This is a genomic window from Streptomyces sp. NPDC048352, from assembly GCF_040651895.1.
GTDB lineage: Bacteria > Actinomycetota > Actinomycetes > Streptomycetales > Streptomycetaceae > Streptomyces.
Genome location: NZ_JBEZKZ010000052.1, coordinates 1 through 22,236, shown reverse-complemented (window position 1 = coordinate 22,236; position 22,236 = coordinate 1). Strand labels below are relative to the sequence as shown.

Sequence of the window (22,236 nt, the reverse complement as noted above, 5' to 3'; positions counted from 1 at the left end):
GCACCCCCGCCCGCCGTAGCCGCCCCCGGACCCGACGGACCCATCTCCAGCGGCATCACAAGGGGATGCATGTTGGCCGCTGACGTCGCCGATTTCTTCGGGCATAGGGACCCCAAGATCGAGGGCAAGTGTCGGACCCTGGGCGCCGCCGTCGAGGTGAAGGCCGAGAAGGAGTGGGACAAGATCTCCGACAGCCTTCTTGGCGACGTGATCGAGTCCGGTGCGGGTCTGGCGAAGTGGGCGATCAAGAAGGTCCTGACGCTCGGATTGACCGGGCCATCAGTGGACCTGAAGAAAACGGGCCTGTGGGGTGGTAAAGCCCAGTTGGCGGGGATGCTGGTCTGGCTGGGGCTACTGATCGCCGTAGCGGGGGTCATGTGGCAGCTGGCCAAGATGGCACTGACCGGGCAGGTCAAACACTTGGGTCGGGCTGCTGCGGGATGGGGGGAGAACCTCCTCCTGTCCACGATCGGCGTGTCGCTCTTCGCGCTCTTGCTGACGCTGGGCGATGCCTTCACGGACGGCCTGGTGGAGGCGACGTTCAGAGATAAAGACGACGCCTACGCGCGGATTGTGGCCGTCATGGTCCCCACCGGGGTGATCAACCCAGTTGCGATGGCGGGGATCGTAGGCATCATCCTGATCATCGGCGTCATTCAAATGATCATGGTGTTCCTGCGGCTCAGTGCCATCCCGATCATCTGCCTGCTGCTGCCAGTGGCCGGCGGCGGGCGGACCGGTGGCGACACCACCCGAAAGTGGGCGCCGAACCTGATCACGGCAGGCATGGTGATCGTGGCCTACAAGCCGATGCTGGCCATCATCGTCTGCACCGGCTTCTCCAGCTTCGGGCATGCCGAGACGCTGACGGAGTGGCTGCGTGGCTGCGCGACCCTGACGCTCGCGATCCTCGCGCCCGGCCCCCTCACCAAGATCTTCGCCCCCTTCGGGGCGGCGGTCGGCGGAGGGCTGGCCGCCGGTGGCGCCGGCGCTGCGTTCGGGGCGGCCGTGGAGTTCCTCGGCCGCAAGAAGCAGCCGGCCGACGGGGGAGAGGGCGCGGCCCCGGCGAGCGCCGTGGAACATGCCGACTACGTGTCGAGGTCCATGGGCGGTGGTGGCGGTGGCAAAAGCAACCCGTCCGACGGCGATGGAGACGCCACGGACGGTCCTGGCCAGGGCGGCGGACCCGGCGGGTCACCCGGGCAGGGGGCGCAGGGCCGTCTCACGCCGCCCGAGGCTCCCAAGGTGCCCACGCAGGCGGGGGCACCCTCGACTGCACCGGAAGCGGTGGGCGCCGGCACCAGTACGGGGACGAGCACGCCGGCCGCAGGAGGCCTAGCCGAGGCCCTCAAGCTCGGCATCGTCGTCATGGACGGCGTCAACGACAGCATCCAGAAGGCAAGTGACGCAGTAGGCGGGGGGAACGGGCAGTGACCGCGCACGAGGTGCCCAGAGCGCTCATGGTCTCCGGGTTCCGTACCCGTCGGTCCTTCGGGTTCGGCGGGCTCTCCAAGAGCGGCACGATCATCGCCGCCATGGTGCTGCTGGCCGAGGGCCTGGTCGGCACCCAGGTGCCGATGACGTTGTGGATCACCCTCCCGCTGACCGCGGCCGGGGTGGGCCTGGCGGCCGCCCGCCGCCACGGCATGCCCGCATTGGCCTACTACTGGGCCAAGTTCTCCTGGCGCCGGGCCTCCAGGGTGGACTCCACCGCCTACCGGCGGCTGCTCCTGCCCCATCCGTATGCCCTCGACCTGCCCGGCGTCGGGGCCTCCACCACCCTGATCAAGGCGCACGACCCCACCACCGGCAAATCCGTCGGCGTGGTCCACGACCGGGCCACGCAGCGGATGACCATCAGCACCCTCCTGGCCCCCGGCGGCAGCCTCATGGCTCCCACCGGCACCGTGCAGGGCAGCCTGCGCACCTGGTCGTCGGTTCTGGACGCGATGAGCACCGACGAGCAGATCAAGGGTGCGTCGGTGACCATCCAGATCACCCCCGGCGCCGGCGAGGCCCTGGGAGATGACGTGCGAGCCCGTCAGGACCCGGCCGCGCCGAAGCTGGCGAAGCAGATCATCACCGAGCTGGTCCGCACCACCCCGCACGCCACCGCCTCGGTGGCGTCCTGGATGTCGGTGACGGTGGACCCCACCGCTTCGGTGAATCCGCCGACCGATCTCGCCGAGCAGGTCGGCGAGGCCCTCAAGGTCGTCGACTCCCTCGACCTGTCCGGGACGGGTACGGACATCGAGCGCCGGGCCACCGACGTGGACCTGCGCCGTCTGGTGCGCAGCGCCTACGATCCGGCGGTCTTCAACGCCCGCGACCGGGAGTTCGAGGAGCTCTCCTGGGCGGAGTGCGGGCCGCAGGCCGCCGACGACGGCTGGGAGGAGTACGCGCACGATGGGGGCATCTCCATCTCCTGGGTTCTGCGGGAGATGCCGCGCCGCCCCATCGCGTACAGCGTGCTGCTGCCCCTTATGGCCCCGGGCCGCTTCCAGCGGCGCATCACCCTCGCCTACCGGGTCCTGGACCCCTACGAAGGCGAGGCCGTACTCGAGCGGGAGATCAGCAACGCCCAGCAGCGCGAGCAGGCGACCGCCGAGGTCAAGGGCCGCTCGAAGTGGTCGCAGCGGGCCGACACCCAGCGGGCCGAGCAGGCCGCGGCCCAGATGGCGGGCGGTGCCCAGGTCGTGGACTGGACGCTGATGGTGACCGTGACCGCCCGTGACGCCGCCCAGCTGCCCGCCGCCCGCCAGGAACTGGAGCGCGCGGTGAAGGCCATGCGGGGCATCCGCATGCGCCCCGCGTACGGGGCCCAGTCCGCGGTCTTCGCGGCGGGCCTCCCGCTCGGCTACAACCCGCTCGTGAAGGACTGAGGGACCCAAGGCCCAAGGGCTGAAGGACCGAAAGACCGAAGGACTGACTGACGACGATGGCACGAACCCCGAAGCCGCCGCCCCTGACCACGCCCCGGCGCGTGGTCCGCATCTCCGAGCAGGGGCCGACCCGCGAGGAGCGCAAGGCGCAGAAGAAGCTGCGCAACCGCTTCGCCCCGCGCCTGGGCTGGGGCGGCGCCTTCGGTGGCCGCACCCCCGTCGAGGACAGCGGCACCGTCTACACCGGCCCCTCCACCCAGGCCGGCGCCATCTACCCCTTTCTCCTCGGCTCGGGCCTGCCACCGCGCGGGGTGCCCGTCGGCAGGGACGTGCTGACCGGCGAGCTCGTGTGCATAGACCCCTCCGGCTGGACCGGCAAGCTCACCACCAACCCGGGCGTGTGGGTCATGTCGCAGCCCGGCGCCGGCAAGTCCGCGCTGGTCAAACGAGTCTGCCTGGTCTACTCCGCGTACGGGCACATGGTGTGCGTACCCGGGGACGTCAAGGGCGAGTACAGCCAGCTGATCGGCGAACTCGGCGGTTCCGTCGTACGCATCGGTGACGGCATCGGCCGCATCAACCCCCTGGACTCCGGCCCCCTCAAGGGCCGCGTCCAGTCGCTGCCCGCCGACCGCCGCCAGGCCCTGCTCGACGTACTCAACGGCCGCCGGCTGGAAACCCTCGTCGCCCTGCTCTCCACCAAGCACGGCCTCGGACGGCCGGCCGACGAGATCGAACGCAGCGCCCTGGACACCGCCGTCCACGTCGCCTCCGCCGCCCAACCCGCCGGCAGCGACCCGATCGTCTCGGACGTGGTGAGGGTGCTGCGGGCCGCCCCGGAGGAGCTGCGGACCAAGCTCGCCGCCGACGGCGAGCGCTACCAGGACCTGACCCGCTCCGTCATCGCAGGACTGGACAACCTCGTCGGCGGCCCGCTGCGCGGCCTGTTCGACGGCCCCACCACCACCCCGCTCGACATCAACGCCCCCGCCGTCTCCGTCGACATCTCCGCCCTGCGCGCCCGCGGCAACGACGTCGTCTCCGCCGGCATGATCGCCACCTGGGCCTACACCTACAGCTCCATCGACTCCGCCCGCTCCATCGGCCTCATGGACCGCAAACTCGTCCTGCCCATGGACGAGATGTGGCGCGCCCTGCGCTCCGGCCCCGGCCTGGTCGACGCCATGGACGCCATCTCCCGCCTCAACCGCACCACCGACGACGTCACCATCTACGTCACCCACTCCCTCCTCGACGTCGAGGCGCTGCCCACCGAGATGGACCGGGCGAAAGCCCGTGGCCTGATGGACCGCTGCGACACCTGGGTCATCGGCGCCTCCTCCGAGGAGGAGCTGGTACGGGTCACCGGCAAGAGGTCCCTGACCGAGCAGGAACGCATGATGATCGGCTCGTGGTCGTCGGCGACCTCCACCGGCCTGGACATCGACCCGACCGTCCACGACGACGAGGACGGCGCCCTGCCGCCCGAGGAAGAAGGCGCCCGCCACCCGGGCCGCGGAAAGTACCTCATCAAGGTCGGCACGCGGCCGGGCATCGCTGCCTCCCTGGAACTCACCACGACGGAGCAGCGGCTCTACCGCACGGACACCAACCAGCGCCGCGCGACGACGGGAGGCAGCAGCCGATGATGACGGAGAACGACCGCGCATGGGCCTTCGGCGGCACCGTGTTCGGGGGAGCGGTGATCCTGTCCGCCTCCACCTGGGCCGGTGCCGCGGCCGGAGCGGTCCTGACCGGCGAGGACGTAGCCGCCGCCTCTCCCGTGACCGTCTACCGCATGGCCACCGACTGGGCGGCGGTGTGGCCGTACTCCCAGACGGCCTCCGCCATCGGCGCAGGGCTCCTCGACGTCGCCGTCGTCGCCCTGATCGTCTGGGGCCTGCGCGTCAGCTTCCGCTGGTTCCGCAACCCGTCCAGCCTGGCCACCCTCCACCAGCTGCGCGAACTCACCCCCAGGCCGGCGGCTCGCACAGCCACCCGGCTGCGCGCCTCCCTCAAGGACGTCAAGCCGAAGGAGATCGCGCCCCGCGACCGGGGCGTGCTACTCGGCAACCACCTGCCGAGCGGCGTTGAGCTCCGCGGCAGCGACGAAGACACCTTCGTCGCCATCATGGCGCCGCGGGCGGGCAAGTCGACGTCGCTGGCCATCCCCGTGGCCGAAGAGGCGCCGGGCGCGCTGCTCATGACGTCCAACAAGGCCGACGTCTATGCGGCCACCGTGCACTCGCGTGCCCAGATCGGACAGACCTTCCTCTTCGACACCCAAGGCGTCGCCCAGGCCGTACGGGAGATGTGGATCGACCTGATCGCCCAGGCCGAGACGCTGGAGGGCGCTGAACGGCTGGCCAGCCACTTCACCAACCAGATCACCAGTGAACAGGCCGACCCGTTCTGGTCGCAGGCCGCCGCGGATCTGCTGACCGGGCTCTTCCGAGCTGCGTGGTGGGACGGCGCGTCCGTCCGTGAGGTCATGCGCTGGCTGGCCGACCCGCGTGAGAAGGCGCCGATGAACATCCTCTACGCGCACGAGCCCGTCCTTGCCGAACAGGTCGACTCCTCGATCAACATCGCCGAGGAGACCCAGAGCGGGATCTTCCAGAATGCCCGTACGGCCATGTCCGCGCTCCGGGACGAGAAGGTCCTCGCGTGGGTGACCCCCGACAAGACCCGCCCGAGGTTCGACCCCGAGGCGTTCGCGACCAGCAAGGACACGCTCTACCTGCTGAGCAAGAAGGGCGGTCCGTCGAGTGCGTTGGTGGCGGCGGTCGCCGACGCGGTGTTCACCGCCGGCGCCGAGGCGGGGGAGCGGCACGGCGGCCGCCTGCCGGAGCCGATGCGTGCCGTCCTGGACGAGGCCGCGAACATCTGCAAGATCGCCGACCTCCCGGACCTGTTCAGCCACCTCGGATCGCGCGGCATCAACCCCTTCGTGATCCTCCAGTCCTACCGGCAGGGCGTGAAGTCCTGGGGCGAGGTCGGCATGGACGCCATGTGGGGTGCTGCCACGAAGAAGATCATCGGCGTGGGCATCGACGACGCGAAGTTCGCCGGAGACATCTCCAACCTGGTCGGCGCCCATTACGTCGAGCGCGGCTCGTACTCCAAGAGCAAGGACGGCGGCAGCCGCAGCTGGTCCGAGCAGCGCGAGCAGATCCTCGATCCTGCCGAGATCCGGGCGATGAAGAAGGGGACCGCCCTGCTGATGTCGACCGGCATGCCCGTCGCGCAGATCGCCCTGCGGCCCTGGTACGAGGAGAAGGACCTCGCCTACATCGGGCCGCAGATGAAGAAGGAGGAGGCGGCCATCACCAAGCGGGCCGTCGCCGCGCACGAGGAGAGGAAGGCCGCCCGCCGTGGCTGACGACCCGGAGCCGGGGCCCGACTTCGAGGTCCCCATGGGTCTCTTCCAGGACATGGAAGACCTCAAGGCCCAAGTCGCCGCCCTGTCCGCCCAGGTCAAGACCCTGACCCAGGGCGGCGTAGACGGGACGGGCGAGGCCTTCGCCGACGACGACGCGGCGGCCGGCGAGGAGCCGGAGGAGACGGCCGAGGAGGAGGACGAGTGGGCCTTCCCGCCGTTCATCCTCCTGTTGGACTCTCCGCAGTACGACGACGAGCTGCGCGGCCTGATCGAGTGGGTGGAAGGGGTACTCGTCCCCGGCTACCTCGCCGAGCCGTCCTCCGACGCCCGATGGTGTCCGAACTGGTTCGAGCACCCCGTCGCGGTCGCGCGGCTCCATGCGTGCTGGCTGGCGTGGCAGGAGCTCACCGACCCGGCCACCTGCGGCTATACCGGCCCCAGTGTGTGGCACCGCGACCACCTGGACCCCTGCATGCGGGAACTGCGCCCGTCAACCGGACCGTTCGCGGGGTGCACCAAGGGTGAGCACCAGGTCGACCACCGGCTGCCCGGCATCGTGCCGAGCGCATGGAGCCGTCCCGAGGAGTGATGGCCGGCGGCCGCGGGTCCAACGGACCCGCGGCCGCCCTGCTTCACCCCGCGGTTCAGCGCTCCAGGAAGGTGCGGCGCCACTGGAGCGGCGACATCGTCACCGCGGCCTCGGCCAAGGCCTGCGCCGAGGCCGTCTTCAGGCTCGCGACCGAGGTGTCGATCCAGTCCTGAACCTCCGTGTAGCCCTGCGCGCGGTACTCCACCGCCTGTACCAGGCACTCCAGCTTGTCGGCGTCATGGGCGACCAGCACTTCCAGGGAGCTCCCGCTCTCGTACTCGTCGACGACCCGCTGCACTCCGGCCCTGACCGACGGGTGGGTGGCGGAGACCTGGTCGGCGGTGACGGTCTGGTTCGTGGCGGCTTCGATGTAGCGGCGGCCGATGTGCGGGATGTCGCCGAGGCGGGTCTCCTGCGTGTCGTGAAACAGGCACATCAGCGCGACCTTGCCCGCGTCGGCGCCCTCCATCATCGCGAGGACCGAGCCGATGATCCCGACGCGGAAGGAGTGCTCGGCGATCGACTCCGGGTTGTTGTTCCCGGTGAACCACCAGCCGGTGCGGCGGGCGTTCTTCAGGACGCCCATCTCGAAGAGGAACCCGGCCGTGCCCTGCGCGTTCGCCGTCTCGTCTGCCATGGTGACCTCTCCGTTGCCGATCATCGGTTCTGGTGCAAAACGTAGTGGACCGCGCCGAGCTGCCGTCTGGATCTCGCGGAGATCCCGCCTTCGTCCAGGAGTCCGTCCAGCCGGCCGGCGAGCGACGCGGACAGGGCGGGGAGGGCCTGCGGGAGCCAGGGGTGGGCATGGAGCAGCGCCCACATCGAGTGGGTGTAGAGGTCGACATAGCCGGGCGCGAAGTGCATGCCGTCGGCGAGGGCCCGCAGGAGGGCCACCGGGTCCAGGCCGGTCAGGGCCCGGTCGCGCATGAACGCGTCGTCGGCCTGCGGCTGGTGGGCGACGCCGAGCCAGTACGCCCAGTAGTTCAGGTTCGCGGCCTCGCCGTCGTCGTCGTCGGCCATGGCCCGCTCGAAGAAGTCCCACAGGGGTACGGGGTCGCCCAGGCGGGCGAGGGCGGCGGCGGTCGAGCGGGCTTCGGCCCAGCGCGGGGTCCACCCGGCCAGTGCTCCACGCCGGGCGTGCGCGGTCCACGCCACGGCATGCGGGGAGCGGTCGTAGGAGGACAGGTAGAGGGCCTGGCGATGTAGCAGGATCCCGCCGGCGTCGGTGCGAGATGCGCTCTCGGCGGTGTTCCTCAGCCGTTCGAAGAAGACGCGGCGGTCGTCGGGTTCGAGGAGCGGTGCGGCGCCGGCCGGGCCCCTGTGGGGCGCGGCGAGGAGGTCGGCTGCGGAGGGCGGCGGGGTGCCGGTGAGAGCCCAGGCGAGCATGTGGGCGGTCTGTCGGGTGTCCATCCACTCGCCGAGGGGGTGCTCGGCATCGTCGTCTGAGGCGAGGACGGCCGCGATGATGCGGTCGGCGTCCATCGCGGGATCCAGCAGCGTGAGCACGGTCGGGGAGGCCCCCAGGACCGCCAGGCGGCGGCGCATGCCCAGGAGCACCCCGGCCTTCATGTTCGCCAGCGGACGGCGCCCCGACTGCCAGCCCTGCACGGTGGCCAGGTCGACGGCCAGGAGGTCGGCGAGTCCCTGCTGGGTGGCCGGGATCGACGTCCGGGCGGCGCGCAGCACGAAGCCGCTGATGAGACCGGCGCGTAAGGGCCGGTGAGGCCTGGCGTTCATGGCGCTCCCCTTGGGCATGGCGCGCTCTACTCGTACCCGCAGTCAGTCCTACTCCACCCCGCCCGCTCGTACGGTCAATCCGTGGAATCGGGCGGCCCGGTCGGCGGCCCGCGCTGGTGACGCCCGGATTGACGAGGAGGCTGCCGTGCTGCCCGTGTCCCCCCAAAGCCGTACCGATCGAGGCCCGGATGTGCCCGCGTTGACCGTGGCCCGCGCCGACGGCTCCACCGCCACCTTGCCGGTCGACGTGACGCTGATCAGCGAGACCGTGTCCACGGTGCTGGAGAGCAGGGAGGGCACCCCCGACAGGACGGTATGCGTGCTCTGGCACCGCTGGCTGGCCGGACACCTGCGTCTCCTCTGCCCGATCGCCGTGGAACAGGCGCCCCACTGGGGCGATTCGAAGCGCACCTCGCTCATGGAGGCGACCGTCGGAGCGGTCACCCGCGCTCTTGAGGACGGACTCCCCGCCGGCCGCCATGCCGCCTACGTCCACGTCCAGGAACTCGCCCGCGAATGCCGAGGCCTGCTCGGTCTCGTCCTGGACCGCCCCGGGGGCGGGCAATGAGCGCCGCGGCCGCCCGCCGCAAGACCACCCGGCTGCGCGTCGGTGACCTGGTCACCGGCCGGTCGTACGTCGAGCCGGGGAACCGGGCCCGTGAGCAGTCACAGCTCATCACCGGGACCGTCGCCCAGATCGGTTCCGGCTGGGCCGGGGTGGATGCCTCCCAGGCCTACCTGTGGGTGCGTCTGCCGTCCGGCCTGGAGGTCAAGGCGCTGATACAGGACGTCGAACGCCTGAGTGGAGCTCCGTCCGCGTAGGCGGCCATGCCGCGGAAGGGGTTATGACGGGACGGCGCCGAAGCGCTCTACCGGTGGGCCGACGACCTGGGCGACCACCACGCCCGGGGTCACCTGGCCGTGATGATGGAGCGTGTCGGGGACAAGGACGGCGTCAACGCCGTGGTCCGGCAGGCCGCCGACCGCGGCAACGCCGACGCTCTGTACCGCCTGGCCGAGATGCGTGAGCAGGTCGAGGACAGGGACGGCGTCGAAGCCTGGCCCGGCAGTTCGCCGACTGCGGCAACTCCCGCGACCTGTACCGCCTGGCCGAAGAGAATGGAATCCTCACCAGGCTGTGGCCGTATGGCCTGGACCCGGACGGCACACCGACACCTCCATGGCGGGCGCCCGGGTCGATTGAGCTGAGCAGACACGTGCCGCCGGGCACGTCCTAGGGATACCGCCGATTGCGGCTGGTGACAGAGTTCTTACCGGCACCCCGAGTAGGGGACCGAGCGGGTCCGCGCTGCCCAGGCGGCGCGGGGGGAGGGCTGATGGTCTATCTGGCCAGAACATGCGGGCCCTGGCGTCCCTTTCCAGGAGGGATGCCAGGGCCCGTAGTTGTGCCGGTGACAGGTGCGGGACGGTTTCGGTTCAGGCGGCCTGCACCTGCAAGGGACCTACCTGCCGCGCCCGTGGGGGCGGTGAGGGCCTTCTTCAGGTCCACGGTGGGGAGCCGATCCCGGCGGGTTGCCGGGGGCAGCGCCCGGACCTTCAGGCGGACGGCGGCGGACGGTGGTGCTGCGGGAGCGCGCAGCCGCCGCGGAGGGGCGCGAAGGGTTGAGCTGCTGCGCAGCGGCAGGTGTGAGCAGCGGTGCGGCCTGCTGCTCGATCATGGCCAGACGCCCGGGCCATTCCGGACCGAGGCCGTGGCTCAGCTCGCGCAGCCGCAGCTGGGTAGCGACGAAGGCCTCGCTCTCTGCCGTCGTCCAGGGGCGGGTGCGTTCGGCTTCGAGGGCGTCCCGCAGGGCCGGCGGGCCCGCCCAGTCTCCGCCGCCCACCGTGGTGTTGCTGTAGCGGGGCTTGCTCTCGCCTCGGCGGTAGATGCTGGCCAGGTGGACCACGGCGCTGTCGTCGAGACGGTCGGCCAGGTCGAGGATGCCCCTGTAGGACTCGTCGGCGTTGGACTGCACGGTGAGGCGTCCCTGGCCCCGGTCGGCGAGCTGCTCGAAGTACCGGCTGACGATGCCCTGGTTGCTCATCGCCTGCGGGACGCCCATGAACAGAGCCTCCACGCGGGCCCCCGCCGTCCGGTAGGCGAGCATCTTGCCCTCCACGGCCGCCGCGTTCTGGGAGGTCTCCTGGATGATCGCGTGCAGGCGATGGGTGCGGACGTACTCCTCGGCCTGCGCCATCCACGCGCGCCCGTCGGCCCGGGTGTAGGCGGCCATGAGGGTGTCGTCCTGCGCCATCAGCGCGTCGTACGCGGGGTGGTAGGGCTTGTAGAGGTCGCTGTCGACATCCACGAAGCCACCGTTCCGGTCGAGCGTGGTGGCCACCATCTCGGTGACCCGGCTCTTGCCGGCGCCCGGCTGGCCTACCAGGAAGACCACGGTGGGCGTTTCCTGCGGCTCCCGTCGCTCCAGCAGTTCGGGGACAATCTCGTCGCGGAAGATCGCGCGGTTCTCCTCCGGCGATAACCGGTACCGCTCCACCTCGTTCGGGTCGATCACGCGATGCCTTCCCGAACCTGCTGGGCGAGCTGCGCGTAGTGCCGCCGGGCGGCGGCAATCTGCTCACGATCAGTTGAACGCAACCCCTCGCGTTCCCGAGCCAGACGAGCCCGAGCCGCCCGCGCGGTTTCGATGACTGCCTGATCGGGCTCCGGCTTGGTCTTTTCAGCCGCGATCAGCGCGCTGTAGGCGCCGACCGCCCCGTTCACCGCCTCGATCGCAGCCTCATATGCAGCCGTGCCCTCGTTCGACCAATCGTGCGGCTCCAGCTGGTGCGTGACGGAGATGCCGTTGTCGGGTCCGGTCATGGGATTCCCCCTTCTCTCTGTGGATCATTCTCGTCCAAGCAGCCCGAGGCGAGGTCGAATTACACCTCGCGCGTCGAAGGCTGTCTGCCCTCGCAGTCAGCGCCGGCGGGCGCCTGCGGGCCACACCAGCCGACGCGGCCGCTCCTTATCCGGGGGTCGACGGTTGGCTGACCACCGTGTCGCGCCGGTCGTCCCACCCGGTGCGGTGGGTGAGCACGCGACCGTCGCTCAGCCACCGGACGGTGATCTGCCACGACGGCCAGGTCGCGCGCGGCCCCCGGTCGATCTCGACGACCTCGTACTCTCGCCGCCAACACCGACCTGGCAGAGCCCGCCGACCACGCGGGGGCCGACCTGGAGGTTCACGAACTCCTCGTAGGTCATCATGAAGCCCTCCTCGGCGTCGCCGAGGAGCTCGTCGGGGATGGCACACCCGCATTCGTTGCAGGCCCCACACGCCTGCGGGTTGACGGTTCCGCAGGTCGCGCACGTCCACGACGGGCGCTGGCAGTCGTCAGACCGGATTCACGCCCGCGCAAATGGGCCCGCCGCCAGTCCGGCTTTTTCGGGGCCGTCACCGGGACTGGTGGCGGCCCCGTTTCGTGTCCTCCGCAGGGGTGAATCGGGCCCTCGCGTACGCGTGGGCGGCTTGTGCGGCGTGCCCTCAACTCGTTCCACATCATGGCTATTGACAGCAAACTAAATATTCCAGGATGTTTTCGGCGCGGCTCGGAGGTCAGGCCGGTTGACGTGCGATTGGAGTGCGCTTCATCGTGTGTTCGGTGCGTGAGGAGTACGACGAGTACGCGGCTGCGGGCCGACTGCGGGTGCCGGGGTGGCGGCGGACCAGCTGACGGAAGCCGTGGGCGTGCCGCTCCCGATCCTTCGGCCGAGGGTGACCGCCTCGGCGATCGGCCGTTTCGTCAAGGCCGGTCTCCTGGTCTACCTCGGCGGGGACCCGGAGTTCCCCGACGTCCATCCGGACCAGCGGGGTGAGAGACAGGGGGTTCTGGTGTGTTGATGCTGGTCGGGGGCTGTTTCGGTTCGAGGTGCGTGGTCACTGCCATGGATGTGAGAGATCGGGGTCTATCCACTGTCGTTGAGTGAGAGACGCGCCCAGGTCGCGTACCGACGGGAAAGCGAGAGATCGCAGCCACACGGTGGCCCGCTAGAGTTCGTCTCCGAGCACACTGTGCAGGACCACCTCAAGTCGGTGTTCGCCAAGACCGCGACGAACAACCGCAGAATGCTGCCGGCCCGCGCACTCGGAACGTGAACCGCGGGCCGCTACCCCGTCTGCTTGACGCAGGTCCGGTCCCTCGACGGCAGCTTGCCGGTGGCCAGGTACCGGTTGACCTGGTCGTCCACGCACGCGTTGCCGTAGCGCCCGAAGAGGGCGTGCCGGTTGGCGCCCTCGAGGGTGACCAGCCTGGAGCTCGGCAGCTGCTTGTGCAGCTCGACGCTTCCCTTGTACGTCGTACGCGGGTCACCGGTGGCGGCGACGATCAGTGCAGGGGCATCGCGCCGCACCCGGGTGGGCTCTTCGCGCGGCGAGTCCCAGAAGGCGCACGGGTTGATGTTGTTGGTCAGAGCGCCGAACAGCGGGTGCGCGATGCGGTTGCGCTCGATGTCCCGCCAGTAGAGCTCGGGATCGCGCGCGGCGGCCACGTCCCCGCAGATGACGGCGGACTGCGCGCCGGTGGGCTCGCCCTCACCGCGCAGCACGTACCGGAGCTCCGGGACGAGCATTGGCGGCACTGTCGTCGGTCGGCCCTCCGCGGCTTTGGCCAGTACGGAAAGCAGCTCGGCGAACGACGCCCGCGCCGGGGTGGTGTCGTCCGCGATGCCCGAGAAGAGGAGGAGCGGCACCTGGCTGTCGTCGATCCGGAAGGCATCGGCGCCGGCGCCGATGGTCAGCGGACCGCGCGCGGCCGCCGCGACGATGCGGTCGACGGCGGCGAGTACCTCGGCGCGGTTGCGGCCGAGGCCGTATGTGTCGTGGTGCTCCGCGGCCCAGGCGGCCCAGTCGGACAGTGCCTTCTCGTTCTCGCGCTCGGTGCCCTTCAGCAGTCGGGGGCGGTAGTCGCTCGGGTTGATCGCCCCGTCCAGCACCATCCGGTCGTGGCGGCCGGGGAACATCTGCGTGTAGACCGTGCCCAGGTAGGTGCCGTACGAGTAGCCCAGGAAGGAGATCTTCCGCTCGCCGAGCGTGCCGCGGATGACGTCCATGTCGCGGGCCGTGTTGCGGGTGGTGATGTGCGGGAGCACCGCGGCGTCGGTGGCCCGGCACTTGTCGGCCAGGCTCTTCTGCAGGGCGACCTGGCGGTCGAAGCCCGCCCGGTCGGTGCCGGCGGACAGCCAGGTCATCCCGACGGGCAAGCCGCAGTCCAGCGCGGTGCTGCGCCCGATGAAGCGCGGGTCGAAGCCGACGATGTCGTAGCGCGCGCCGACCTCCTTCATCGACGCACGGGCCTGCGGCGGGGACTGGAGCGCGGGACCGCCCGGACCGCCATTATTGAGGAGGATCACGCCGATGCGGTGGCGGGTGTCGGTGGCCTCGAGCCGCGAGATCGCCACAGTGATCGTGCGCCCCCGGGGGTCGGCGTAGTCCAGGGGCACGGTCACGTCCGCGCACTGCACGCCTGCCTGGTCCAGATCGCGTCCCGTGGTGTCGCCGGGGCCCTTGATGCAGCTGCCCCAGCCGACGTGCTGGCGGTAGTACCGGTCCAGTCCGGCCCCCGAGCTGTCCTGGGCCGGGGTCTCGGCGGCCGTGGCCAGGACGGGGGAGGACGTGAGGCAGGCGGCGAGGGTGAGGCCCACGGCCAAGGCGCGGCGTCCGGCGGGGCTGACAGTGGTCACGGGGTCTCCCTGAGCATCGTCCGCTTCGTGTGATCGCATGCCCCGAGGCTAGGAACCCGCCCTGGTACGGCACATCACCCAAGGGCACGAGGACCCAGGTCCCGTCCACCCCTGGTCCGGGACCTACCGCCCCGGTCCGGCCTCCTCCTCCGGGAGGAGACCATCGGCGGGTCTGCGCTGAGGGCCGTCCCGGCCACGCGCGTGCCGTAAACCGGGTGCTACAGAGGGCATCACCACGGAGTTGGCGTTCTCGTCGGAGTTGAACGTGATGACGCTGTGGAGTACGTACGGGACGCCTCGACAGGCTCCAGGACCGCAGCTCGGCGTCGGCGTCCACGACCAGGCCAGGCTCTGCGCTAGCGCATAGGGGTAAATTAGTCGTGTCGTTGTCAGTGGTCGTTGCCACAGTGGTGGTGCACCAACAACGAGACGGGGGCCTCGGCCCGGTCTGCGAAGCGTGGACAGAGACCGCCGCGGGTGAACCCCCGCACCGCGCGCCTTCCGGGATCCGACCCCGGGGAGGCGCGACGCGTTTACAGGTGGCTGATCAGCCACTCCGCGCCCTGGGTAGCCCAGTGCGCGGCCTCGCCGGCCAGCTGGACCAGGAATGCCTGGCCCGCTGCAACGAGCAGCGTCCCGCGTGTGGTGCTGCGGTTCTCACCCCGATCGAGCGCTCCACCACCGTCCTCCGGTTCGTCGGACCGCGGCGGCTTGCTGTTCCAGGGCATGGAACCTCCAGTCCGGAGCGCCGTGTGCCTCAGTTGGAGGACAGGGACGGACCCGCGTGCGGGCCCCCTGCCTGGCGTCTGCCCGGCCTTCGGGGCTTCGGCAGGGGCGGACTCCCACACTCGTAGCAGTCCGCAGGGCTCGAGTTCGGCCGCAGCACGGGAGCGAGCACGAGCACCCATGTGGAGTGGTGCAGCCCGGGCTCCCGCCGCTCGTGCCATCCGGCCCGGATCCGGGCCTGCACAGCGCAGCGCTGTGCGCCCCGGAGCAGCGTCGTCGTCCGGCCATGCGAGCATGCCCGCATGAGTCCCCCCGAATCGAGGGTGCGGAGCCCGGTGTTGGTGGTCAGCGGTACGGGGATGCTGGCCGGAGTCGTGGGCGCGCTACTGCGGGAGGGCGTCACGACGGTGGTGGTCTCTCGTCGGCCCCCGGCCCGGCCGCTTTCGGGGGGCACGGCCTCGCCGATGGGCTGCTGGTGCCGGTGAGCGCGAACTATCCGAGCCCAGCCGGTTTGCCGCGGCACTGCGCGATGCGGCCGCACGCACAGGACCGTTCCGGCAGGCCGTCCTATGGCGCATGTCGAGGGACGGCCGCACGCATACGCCGCTGTCTCCGACACGCTCACGGACAACGCGCTGGTGGTCGAGGTACTCGGGAGCAGGGCCGCGGCGCCCACAGCCCCCCGCCCCGACCGCCCAAAGCCCTCAGACGCACGCGCCACCGCAGCGTCATCCTCGGATTCACCGGGCTGGGATCGGACACCCGGTGGCTCGACCACGAGGAGATCAGTGAGGGAGTGCTGGCCGCCCTGCGGTCCTCTCAGGGACGGGGGACTCCACGTGGTGGGTCGGGTCCACCCATGGGCAGACCGGCCCTGAAAGGGCCATTTCCTGGGCCTCCCCTGCCTGACTCAAGGAGCTTTGCCGACAGCTGAGCCAGTCCGCAGGTTCCGTGATGCCGCGATGTCGCGGTTAGCGGCCGAGCCCAGATGGGGCTCGCGCCGAGTGATCTATGCGAGCTCGGCGGCAGCCTTCAGTGTGCAGCGCGTGGGCGCGCCACCCCACCCGCGCTGCAGCCCCGCCTGGGCGCACCCTGGCCGACGCGGACTTCTCCCGGGAGTGGACCTGGTCGGAACCCCGTGCGCTGGTCGCCGCCCTCGGCTGGCTCGGCGACCCGGCGGCCGTACCCGCACTCACCGCAGCCGTCACCGCCTCCGTCCGGCACGAGCAGTGGCACGGCGCAGCCGAGGCGGTGAGCGCGCTGGCCCGTTTCGGCACCGGTGCCGCCTCCGCCCTGGAGACGGTCCGGCCGCTCGCCGACGCCGAGGACCCGGTGGTGCGCTTCGCCGCGGCAAAAGCTCTGTGGTCCCTCGAACGCGACCCCGTGTACGCCGTACCGCGGCTGACCGACCTCCTCGGCACCCGCAAACAGCACGACGCGGCCGACGTCCTCGCCCGGATCGGAGCACCGGCGGCCGCGGCCCTGCCCCTCCTGCGGCAGATGCTCGAAGCCGGGTACGAGTGGACCCGGGTGCACGCCGCCGCCGCGATCCACGCCATCGGCGGCCCGGCTGAGACGGAGCTCGTCCTGCCAGTGCTGCTGGAGGCGTGGGAGCAGAACGACTCGACCGCCGGCCACGTACTGGAGTGCCTGCAACGGATGGGACCCGCCGCTGGCCCCGCCCTTCCCCGGATCCACGCGGAACTCGCCCTGGCCCGCCGCAGCGACGGCCCCTTCACGAGCATCGAGGACGACGAGGCACTACAGCGCGCCGCCCGGGCCGTCATCGGCGGGCAGGCCTGAGGCGGTCCGCCCGGGCAGCGGCCCCCGGGCCCGGTCACGGCCGGGTCCCCAGGAGCCGGGCGGCGCCCCCGCCCAGCAGCTGCTATCCGGCTCGCAGCCGGTACTGGCCAGCCTTGCCGCCGCAGACCCGGACGCCGCCGAAGACCGCCACAGCGCCGCTGAACCCGCCCTGGTGGCCGCCGAGCACGGGCCGGCCGCCGCCGCAGCGGTCCTCGCGGCCGCCCCCGATGTCGCGGACACCCGGTACGCGGTCCTACTGCACGACCTCGTCACCGCCGACCCGGCCGCGTGGACGGCCGACCCGCCCGCGGTCTTCACCGTTTCTCGATGACCGGCTCCGCCTCATCCTCGACTGCGATCTCTTCGCTGTGGGCGCGGGGTACCGGCCGGTGGACGCCTTCCCGCTCCACCCACCGGGTGAGTGCGGTCAGGCCTCCCTGGAATGCCTGCTGTGCCTTCCTCGGCCCCTTTGCCGTACGACCGCCGCCGGGGCCGGAGGCGGCGCCTGGGCGGGCTCCATGCCCAGTGCGGTCAGTCCTGCCTGCTGCTCGGGAAGCAGCCGCGCCCAGGCGGCCGGCTGCTTCTGCTGCTGGAGCCACCGTCCGATGTCGTCGCCGTCCATGAGCACGCCGGGGGCGATGTCGGGCAGCTCGCCGTCGGCGTCGACGAAGTCCGCCAGGACGCGGTAGTGCCGTTGCCAGTCCAGGGGCCACGGGCAGTCCCGGTCTTCGTCGATCGCGGCGAGCGGCGCGGCCCGGGTCGTCGCGGTGTCCTCGTTCTTTCCGAGCCCGTTTTTGGTGCCGTCGCGTCGGAGGTTGGCGGTGAGCTGTCCGATTGCGAGTTTCCGGTCATCGCTCTCGCCTTCACCCCACATCGCGTCCTGCCGGGGCGCGAGGTGCCCGGTGGCGCGGTGGTAGGGGCGGAGGGCGGCGAGTCTGTTCTCCCCGGCCTCTTCGCCGGGTTCCCAGACGATCCCGGCCTCGGCGCGTCGAGCAGTGTCTTGCGGCTGTCCTCGAGTACCCCGGCGTGCAGGGCCTTGCGCTGCTGGTGCACCCACCTGCTGAGCGGGAAGTCCTTGGTGACGCCGGCCTGGACCTCGACGTCATAGGGAAGGGCGTAGAGGCCGGTGATCCCGTTCTCCTTTCGCCACGGCTCCTCCGTGTACGTGCACCCGACGCCCGCGGCCGCGGCATCGCCCGCGCCCTGCTGGACGTTCTGATCACTTCGACGGAGTCGGCCAGGATCTGGACGACCAGTCCAGGATCTTCCCCGAGAACGGGGCCAGCCTTGCCGTCCACGCGCGTGCCGGTGTTCCGTAACTTCTGTGTGAGGTCAAAACCGCGGGGTGTGGTGCTGGTCAAGGATCTTCCGCGCGGCCTGCACGAGCGTCGCGTTGCCTTCCGCGACCGAGCCATCCGGCAGCATCAGCGCGTCCTCCAAACCGATCCTAATGTCCAGTCCCAGGCCGGCTGCCGCTCGCAGCACGGGCCAGGCCCCGCCGTCTTCGCCGTGCAGCAGGAGAGGCACCGTGAGTCCTTTTCCGAGCTCCCGCACCAGGGCCGCTGCCGTGACAGCTGCTGTGCCCGGGTCGGTATCGGTTACCTCTGCGAGCACGCGCAGCACCCGATGGGTTAGCGGCGAGGCACGGAATCGGCGGGCCCCATCGGTACCCGACCAGATACCAGCCTCGATACCGATGCCACGCTCCAGCAGAACACCGGCCACTGCTTCAGCGCCGTCCTCGTGCCAGTTCACTGAGGCATGGTCGGGCAGCACCGTCCAAGACCGGATCAGCTCGACCCGCCGCCCCGGGTCCGGCAACGCCCATGCCCCGGTCGTGACCCCGACGTGCACCCCTTCCGGCACGACGGCACGTACCGCGCTCACCGCCGCACCCACCAGCTGGGGCTCCAGCGAATCGAGACCATCAGACCCCTTGGGGTGCAGGTGAACGTCCTCCGCTCCAGCCCCCACCGCACGCGCAGGCTCGGCCGCCAACTCCCCAGGGCTCAGGGGAACGGCCCCCGCTCTGACTCCGTGCTCCGTTCAGACACACCTGCAACATGGCCAGAACTCTGCCAGACACCACCGTTCGCCGCCGGGCCGTGCGGCTCGGCGCGCCCCAGGGTTGGAGGCGGAGGCCGGCGGATGGTGCGGAGACGTGACGCTCAGGCCTGCACTCCACCGCCGCCCGGGGTTTCGAAGCGCGCTGGGGCCTGACCCCGATGTCGCCGCTCGACCGGACCGCGCGACGCCGCCCGGTCACCGGCGAGGCCGAGAAGGCCGCCCGCCGGGGCTCGGGGTGGCTTCCGGCATCCGTCGGGTTCCGGCGGCCTGCGCCTGGACGTGGCAGCGAAGTACGTGTCCGGTTCGAGGAGGGCCTGGGCGCGGCTGCTGGTTGCATTTGTGGCGCCGACCATGGGACTGGGCTGCCGCGTGTCAGGGCGATGCAGTGGCGACGGGCTTCACTCCGTTGCGGTGGCTGCGGATGCTTGCCTTCACCGACTGGAGCCGGTTGCGGGGCGCTTCATCCATCCGGGGCAGCCGCCACCGCTGAACGTGGGAGCCTTCGCCGATTCAGTGGGGCGAAGGTGAGAGTGATCCGCTGGCCCGGCATCGTGTCTGACGACTTGATTGCTGAGCATTCCTTTCGGCGTTGGCTGCCCAGCCCACTAGGAGCTGTCCGGACGATCACACGATGGTGCACCGAGTAGAGCCATGAGGCCCCAGATGTTGGTCGGATGGCTCGTCGTAGGCTGCGTCCCATGAGCTTGCGGGATGTCTTGCCGGACAGCGAACGACCGCAGTGGACTTTCGATCCGCTGGTGCGCGTTGGTCCACTGCGGTTCGGAATGAGTTCGGGCGAAGCATCGGATGCGCTCGGTGGAATCCACCCGTGCTGGCAGGAGCACAACTCGGCTTGGGATATCGCGTGTGACACCTACCGAGGGGTGGGCCTGAAGCTCTATTTCGCAACCAATGACCGTTTGTGCGCCGTTTCGGTTGACGCGCTGAGGGGGCCACAGGTCCACGCGGGTGGCTCGGCGATGGTCGGTCAGGTGCCTTCCGAGCTGGAGCAGTGGCTGTTCGAGCGTGCTGAAAGCCGAGAACCGTTCACGGAGCTCTTCTACCAACCGGGCGGTGAGGCTGGTTCGCGCACTCTTGGAGTAGTGCTGTGTGTGCAGCGGGCCGGTGATCGACTGGTCACGCGACCCGTTTTCCTGCCCACCGACGCCATGGACGATGTCTATCACCACCTCCCCAGTAAAGCCTGGGCCATATTCTGATCGCGCACCGTCTTGCTGGACGCCCTTCGGCGAGGGCGGTCATGAACGAAGCCAGATAGCCAGAGCGGCAGCGGTGACTGTTCCGAGGAACACGTACCCACGCTTGTCGTATCGGGTGGCGACCGCCCGGGACTGCTTCAAGCGGTTGATCGCCCGTTCAACGGTGTTGCGTTTCTTGTAGCGGTCCTCGTCGAACCCGGGTGGCGGTCCGCCCTGTGAGCCCTTACGTAGGCGGGCGGCCTGGCTGTCGGTCTTCTCCGGGATGGTGTGCCGGATGCCCCGCCGTCGCAGGTACTCGCGGCAGGGACGGTTGCTGTATGCCTTGTCGGCCGCCAGGCTGTCGGGCTTTCTGCGGCCTGCCCGGGCCGGGCCTGGGAACGCGGATCTTCTCCAGCACCGGCTGGAACTGGGTGCAGTCCGCCCGCTGTCCTGGTGTCACGACCAGGGACAGCGGGCGGCAGCGGCCGTCCGCGCTCAGGTGGAGTTTGGTGGTGAGCCCGCCGCGCGAGCGGCCCAGTCCCTCGCCTCCCGCACCACCTCCACCAGGTGGGCGACGAGGCTCTGCCACGCGGGTTCGCCCTGGTGTTCTGGGACTTCGTCCCCCTTTGAGGCGGGGGCCGGCGGCGGGGCGGTGCGGGCGCCGGCCGCATGCTGATGCGCGCGGACGATAGTTGAGTCCACCGAGATGTCCCAGTCGATCTCACCTGCGGCGTCGGCCGCGGCCTGAAACTGCTGGAGCAGACGCTCCCATGTCCCGTCCGCTGACCATAGCCGGTGCCGTTCGTAAACCGTCTTCCACGGACCGAACCGTTCGGGCAGGTCACGCCACTGCACACCGGTTCGGACCCGGTGCAGAATCCCGTCGATCACCTGCCGGTGGTCCCGCCACCGGCCACAACGCCTGTTGCTGACCGGCAGGAACGGCCGAAGCCGTTCCCACTCGGCATCACTCAGATCACCCCGCCCCATGCCCACACCAACGCCCCGGGCACGGAGTAGTCACATGATCGGGCGGACAACTCCTAGGTGAAGGACAAGTAAGTGAAGCTAGTCAAGAGGATCAGCACTAAAAATCTTCAGCGCACTGTGTCCACCGCGGCCGCGCCCGCCGAGCTACCAAGCCATGGTTACCCTCGCCTGCCTCCAACTCTGGCTCCCATGACTTTGCGGACACCCCTAGGGCGCCTTCCGTCTGTCCGGCAAGAGGTTCGTTCCAGTCCGTATCCGGATTCTACTTTGAAGCATGCCTACTCTTGAGTGGCGGGATCAGTTCCGGAATCGCTGGACGTCTCGCGACGTCGGTGTCATGATCAAGTTTTATGACTGCATTCCGAAAGGCTCATGCCGCGTAATCGGCCGAACGTGCTGCGCGCGCAGAGGGTGCCGCGACAGGTGTACGCGGATACCGGTTCATGGGGCGTTGGATTGCCTGAGCGTTGGCGTCCGTCCCGGCGGGTCGTCTCCGCGATCCGCCGGGAGGAGTACCGGCGCCCGTTCGGCGAGGGATGGTGGCCGGGGGCGGCTTTGGAGGCCATCGATGCCTATCGGGCCTTCCTCGCGCGCCCGGGCAAGTACCTGTACCTTCTCCGGTCGATTAGCGGTAGTCGGGACCAGGAGCTCGGGGAGAACGTTGCGGTGGCCCGGGACCTCCTCGAAGTGGTCGTGTACAGGCTGCCCACGAGTGCCCGCCGTGAGCTGGAAGCGCTGCTGGCAGAAATGGATGACGAGCTGCGGCGCAGGACCCTCCCCGATCCGCTCGCTTACCGCCAGCCGTACCGCAGAGGAGGCTGGTGGCACTGGCGCCTCTATCACGAGACCAACCACCTCTGACACCCGCCGATTCCCGGGCGGCGCCTTGGTTAGTGCTGCCAGCGGCCCGCGTAGCGGGCTGGTCCTGAAGGCGGAGCCGGAAGGACCGGGCGGGGGAGCGAAGCGGACGCGCCCAACGGGCCGAAGGCCCGAACCTCGTGAAACGGGGTCACACATGCCTCGCGAAGCGAGGCCCCGAACGCGTCCGCATCGAAGCGGAGGACCCCGGCCCGAAGGGCCGGCTCTGGCCCGGCTTCGCCGGGCCAGCCGAGCGCAGCGAGGCGGTTCACTGCCCCGGAGCGAAGCGGAGGTCCCGACGACCCCGCCCCAGGTGCGCT

The 22,236-nt window shown here is 70.3% G+C and carries 17 protein-coding genes and 4 pseudogenes; 12 read left to right on the top strand and 9 right to left on the bottom strand.

The window, feature by feature from the left end:
- Positions 1–72 precede the first annotated feature (72 nt).
- The 5 genes from AB0D45_RS24110 to AB0D45_RS24090 are packed head-to-tail and all read left to right on the top strand — an operon-like array spanning position 73 to position 6,853.
- Positions 73–1,434 carry a hypothetical protein gene (locus AB0D45_RS24110; protein WP_362462448.1) on the top strand — a complete coding sequence of 454 codons (1,362 nt, stop codon included), beginning with the start codon at positions 73–75 and terminating at the stop codon, positions 1,432–1,434.
- Positions 1,431–2,882, top strand: a complete 1,452-nt coding sequence (locus AB0D45_RS24105; RefSeq protein ID WP_362462447.1) for an SCO6880 family protein — start codon at positions 1,431–1,433, stop codon at positions 2,880–2,882. Before AB0D45_RS24110 ends, AB0D45_RS24105 begins: the two co-directional genes overlap by 4 nt.
- Positions 2,883–2,938: 56 nt before the next feature.
- Positions 2,939–4,531, top strand: coding sequence for an ATP-binding protein (locus AB0D45_RS24100; RefSeq protein WP_362462444.1), 1,593 nt, complete (start codon positions 2,939–2,941; stop codon positions 4,529–4,531).
- The gene (locus AB0D45_RS24095) at positions 4,531–6,264 is read left to right on the top strand and encodes a TraM recognition domain-containing protein (RefSeq protein ID WP_362462442.1); all 1,734 of its coding nucleotides are present in this window, start codon (positions 4,531–4,533) and stop codon (positions 6,262–6,264) included. Before AB0D45_RS24100 ends, AB0D45_RS24095 begins: the two co-directional genes overlap by 1 nt.
- The gene (locus AB0D45_RS24090) at positions 6,257–6,853 is read left to right on the top strand and encodes a DUF4913 domain-containing protein (RefSeq protein WP_362462438.1); all 597 of its coding nucleotides are present in this window, start codon (positions 6,257–6,259) and stop codon (positions 6,851–6,853) included. The genes AB0D45_RS24095 and AB0D45_RS24090 overlap by 8 nt, the downstream gene beginning before the upstream one ends.
- A gap of 55 nt (positions 6,854–6,908) precedes the next feature.
- Here AB0D45_RS24090 and AB0D45_RS24085 read toward each other — a convergent pair whose 3' ends face one another.
- The gene (locus tag AB0D45_RS24085) at positions 6,909–7,490 is read right to left on the bottom strand and encodes an HD domain-containing protein (protein ID WP_362462435.1); all 582 of its coding nucleotides are present in this window, start codon (positions 7,488–7,490) and stop codon (positions 6,909–6,911) included.
- 20 nt (positions 7,491–7,510) lie between these two features.
- A complete protein-coding gene (locus tag AB0D45_RS24080) occupies positions 7,511–8,590 on the bottom strand; it encodes an XRE family transcriptional regulator (protein ID WP_362462432.1) in 1,080 nt (359 codons plus the stop codon).
- Between the two features lie 190 nt (positions 8,591–8,780).
- Here AB0D45_RS24080 and AB0D45_RS24075 point away from each other — a divergent pair, with 190 nt between their 5' ends.
- Positions 8,781–9,158 carry a DUF6415 family natural product biosynthesis protein gene (locus AB0D45_RS24075; RefSeq protein WP_362462430.1) on the top strand — a complete coding sequence of 126 codons (378 nt, stop codon included), beginning with the start codon at positions 8,781–8,783 and terminating at the stop codon, positions 9,156–9,158.
- The gene (locus AB0D45_RS24070) at positions 9,155–9,412 is read left to right on the top strand and encodes a hypothetical protein (protein WP_362462427.1); all 258 of its coding nucleotides are present in this window, start codon (positions 9,155–9,157) and stop codon (positions 9,410–9,412) included. The genes AB0D45_RS24075 and AB0D45_RS24070 overlap by 4 nt, the downstream gene beginning before the upstream one ends.
- Positions 9,413–10,053: 641 nt before the next feature.
- On the opposite strand, the gene AB0D45_RS24065 is transcribed toward AB0D45_RS24070, so the two are convergent.
- The 4 genes from AB0D45_RS24065 to AB0D45_RS24050 all read right to left on the bottom strand — a co-directional run bounded on the left by AB0D45_RS24065 (position 10,054) and on the right by AB0D45_RS24050 (position 15,001).
- The gene (locus tag AB0D45_RS24065; protein WP_362462425.1) at positions 10,054–11,106 is read right to left on the bottom strand and encodes a zeta toxin family protein; all 1,053 of its coding nucleotides are present in this window, start codon (positions 11,104–11,106) and stop codon (positions 10,054–10,056) included.
- Positions 11,103–11,414 (bottom strand): hypothetical protein, encoded by a 312-nt coding sequence (locus AB0D45_RS24060; RefSeq protein ID WP_362462422.1) that lies wholly within the window; start codon positions 11,412–11,414, stop codon positions 11,103–11,105. The genes AB0D45_RS24065 and AB0D45_RS24060 overlap by 4 nt, the downstream gene beginning before the upstream one ends.
- Before the next feature lie 1,287 nt (positions 11,415–12,701).
- Positions 12,702–14,273, bottom strand: coding sequence for an alpha/beta fold hydrolase (locus tag AB0D45_RS24055; protein WP_362462419.1), 1,572 nt, complete (start codon positions 14,271–14,273; stop codon positions 12,702–12,704).
- Positions 14,274–14,806: 533 nt separating this feature from the next.
- Positions 14,807–15,001, bottom strand: coding sequence for a hypothetical protein (locus AB0D45_RS24050; RefSeq protein WP_362462416.1), 195 nt, complete (start codon positions 14,999–15,001; stop codon positions 14,807–14,809).
- Positions 15,002–16,034: 1,033 nt separating this feature from the next.
- Between AB0D45_RS24050 and AB0D45_RS24045 the strand changes: the two genes are divergently transcribed.
- Both AB0D45_RS24045 and AB0D45_RS24040 read left to right on the top strand, forming a co-directional pair.
- Positions 16,035–16,802, top strand: coding sequence for a HEAT repeat domain-containing protein (locus AB0D45_RS24045; RefSeq protein ID WP_362462413.1), 768 nt, complete (start codon positions 16,035–16,037; stop codon positions 16,800–16,802).
- A 172-nt stretch (positions 16,803–16,974) separates the two neighbouring features.
- Positions 16,975–17,133, top strand: a complete 159-nt coding sequence (locus AB0D45_RS24040; protein ID WP_362462410.1) for a hypothetical protein — start codon at positions 16,975–16,977, stop codon at positions 17,131–17,133.
- Here AB0D45_RS24040 and AB0D45_RS24035 read toward each other — a convergent pair.
- Positions 17,123–17,951, bottom strand: a pseudogene (locus AB0D45_RS24035) (helicase associated domain-containing protein); the annotation flags it as partial. The gene AB0D45_RS24040 and the pseudogene AB0D45_RS24035 sit on opposite strands and share 11 nt — an antisense overlap.
- Before the next feature lie 21 nt (positions 17,952–17,972).
- Here AB0D45_RS24035 and AB0D45_RS24030 point away from each other — a divergent pair.
- Positions 17,973–18,112: pseudogene (locus tag AB0D45_RS24030) on the top strand (N-acetyltransferase); the annotation flags it as partial.
- 22 nt (positions 18,113–18,134) lie between these two features.
- Here the strand turns inward: AB0D45_RS24030 and AB0D45_RS24025 are convergent.
- A pseudogene (locus tag AB0D45_RS24025) lies at positions 18,135–18,867 on the bottom strand (3-keto-5-aminohexanoate cleavage protein).
- A 700-nt stretch (positions 18,868–19,567) separates the two neighbouring features.
- Between AB0D45_RS24025 and AB0D45_RS24020 the strand changes: the two are divergent.
- On the top strand, positions 19,568–20,089 hold the full coding sequence (locus AB0D45_RS24020) for a hypothetical protein (protein ID WP_362462407.1): 522 nt from the start codon (positions 19,568–19,570) through the stop codon (positions 20,087–20,089).
- Between the two features lie 39 nt (positions 20,090–20,128).
- Here AB0D45_RS24020 and AB0D45_RS24015 read toward each other — a convergent pair.
- Positions 20,129–21,058 (bottom strand): annotated as a pseudogene (locus AB0D45_RS24015) (IS5 family transposase).
- Between the two features lie 393 nt (positions 21,059–21,451).
- On the opposite strand from AB0D45_RS24015, the gene AB0D45_RS24010 reads away from it, so the two are divergent.
- Positions 21,452–21,919: a hypothetical protein gene (locus AB0D45_RS24010; RefSeq protein WP_362462404.1), complete on the top strand. Its 468-nt coding sequence runs from the start codon at positions 21,452–21,454 to the stop codon at positions 21,917–21,919.
- The last annotated feature ends 317 nt before the right edge of the window (positions 21,920–22,236 follow it).

What these genes read in the sequence shown, in the direction of transcription:
- AB0D45_RS24060 (WP_362462422.1), bottom strand. Translation starts at nt 11,414, where the DNA reads ATGACCGGACCCGACAACGGCATCTCCGTCACGCACCAGCTGGAGCCG.
- AB0D45_RS24080 (WP_362462432.1), bottom strand. Translation starts at nt 8,590, where the DNA reads ATGAACGCCAGGCCTCACCGGCCCTTACGCGCCGGTCTCATCAGCGGC.
- AB0D45_RS24095 (WP_362462442.1), top strand. Translation starts at nt 4,531, where the DNA reads ATGACGGAGAACGACCGCGCATGGGCCTTCGGCGGCACCGTGTTCGGG.
- AB0D45_RS24020 (WP_362462407.1), top strand. Translation starts at nt 19,568, where the DNA reads ATGAGCTTGCGGGATGTCTTGCCGGACAGCGAACGACCGCAGTGGACT.
- AB0D45_RS24070 (WP_362462427.1), top strand. Translation starts at nt 9,155, where the DNA reads ATGAGCGCCGCGGCCGCCCGCCGCAAGACCACCCGGCTGCGCGTCGGT.
- AB0D45_RS24100 (WP_362462444.1), top strand. Translation starts at nt 2,939, where the DNA reads ATGGCACGAACCCCGAAGCCGCCGCCCCTGACCACGCCCCGGCGCGTG.
- AB0D45_RS24050 (WP_362462416.1), bottom strand. Translation starts at nt 15,001, where the DNA reads ATGCCCTGGAACAGCAAGCCGCCGCGGTCCGACGAACCGGAGGACGGT.
- AB0D45_RS24085 (WP_362462435.1), bottom strand. Translation starts at nt 7,490, where the DNA reads ATGGCAGACGAGACGGCGAACGCGCAGGGCACGGCCGGGTTCCTCTTC.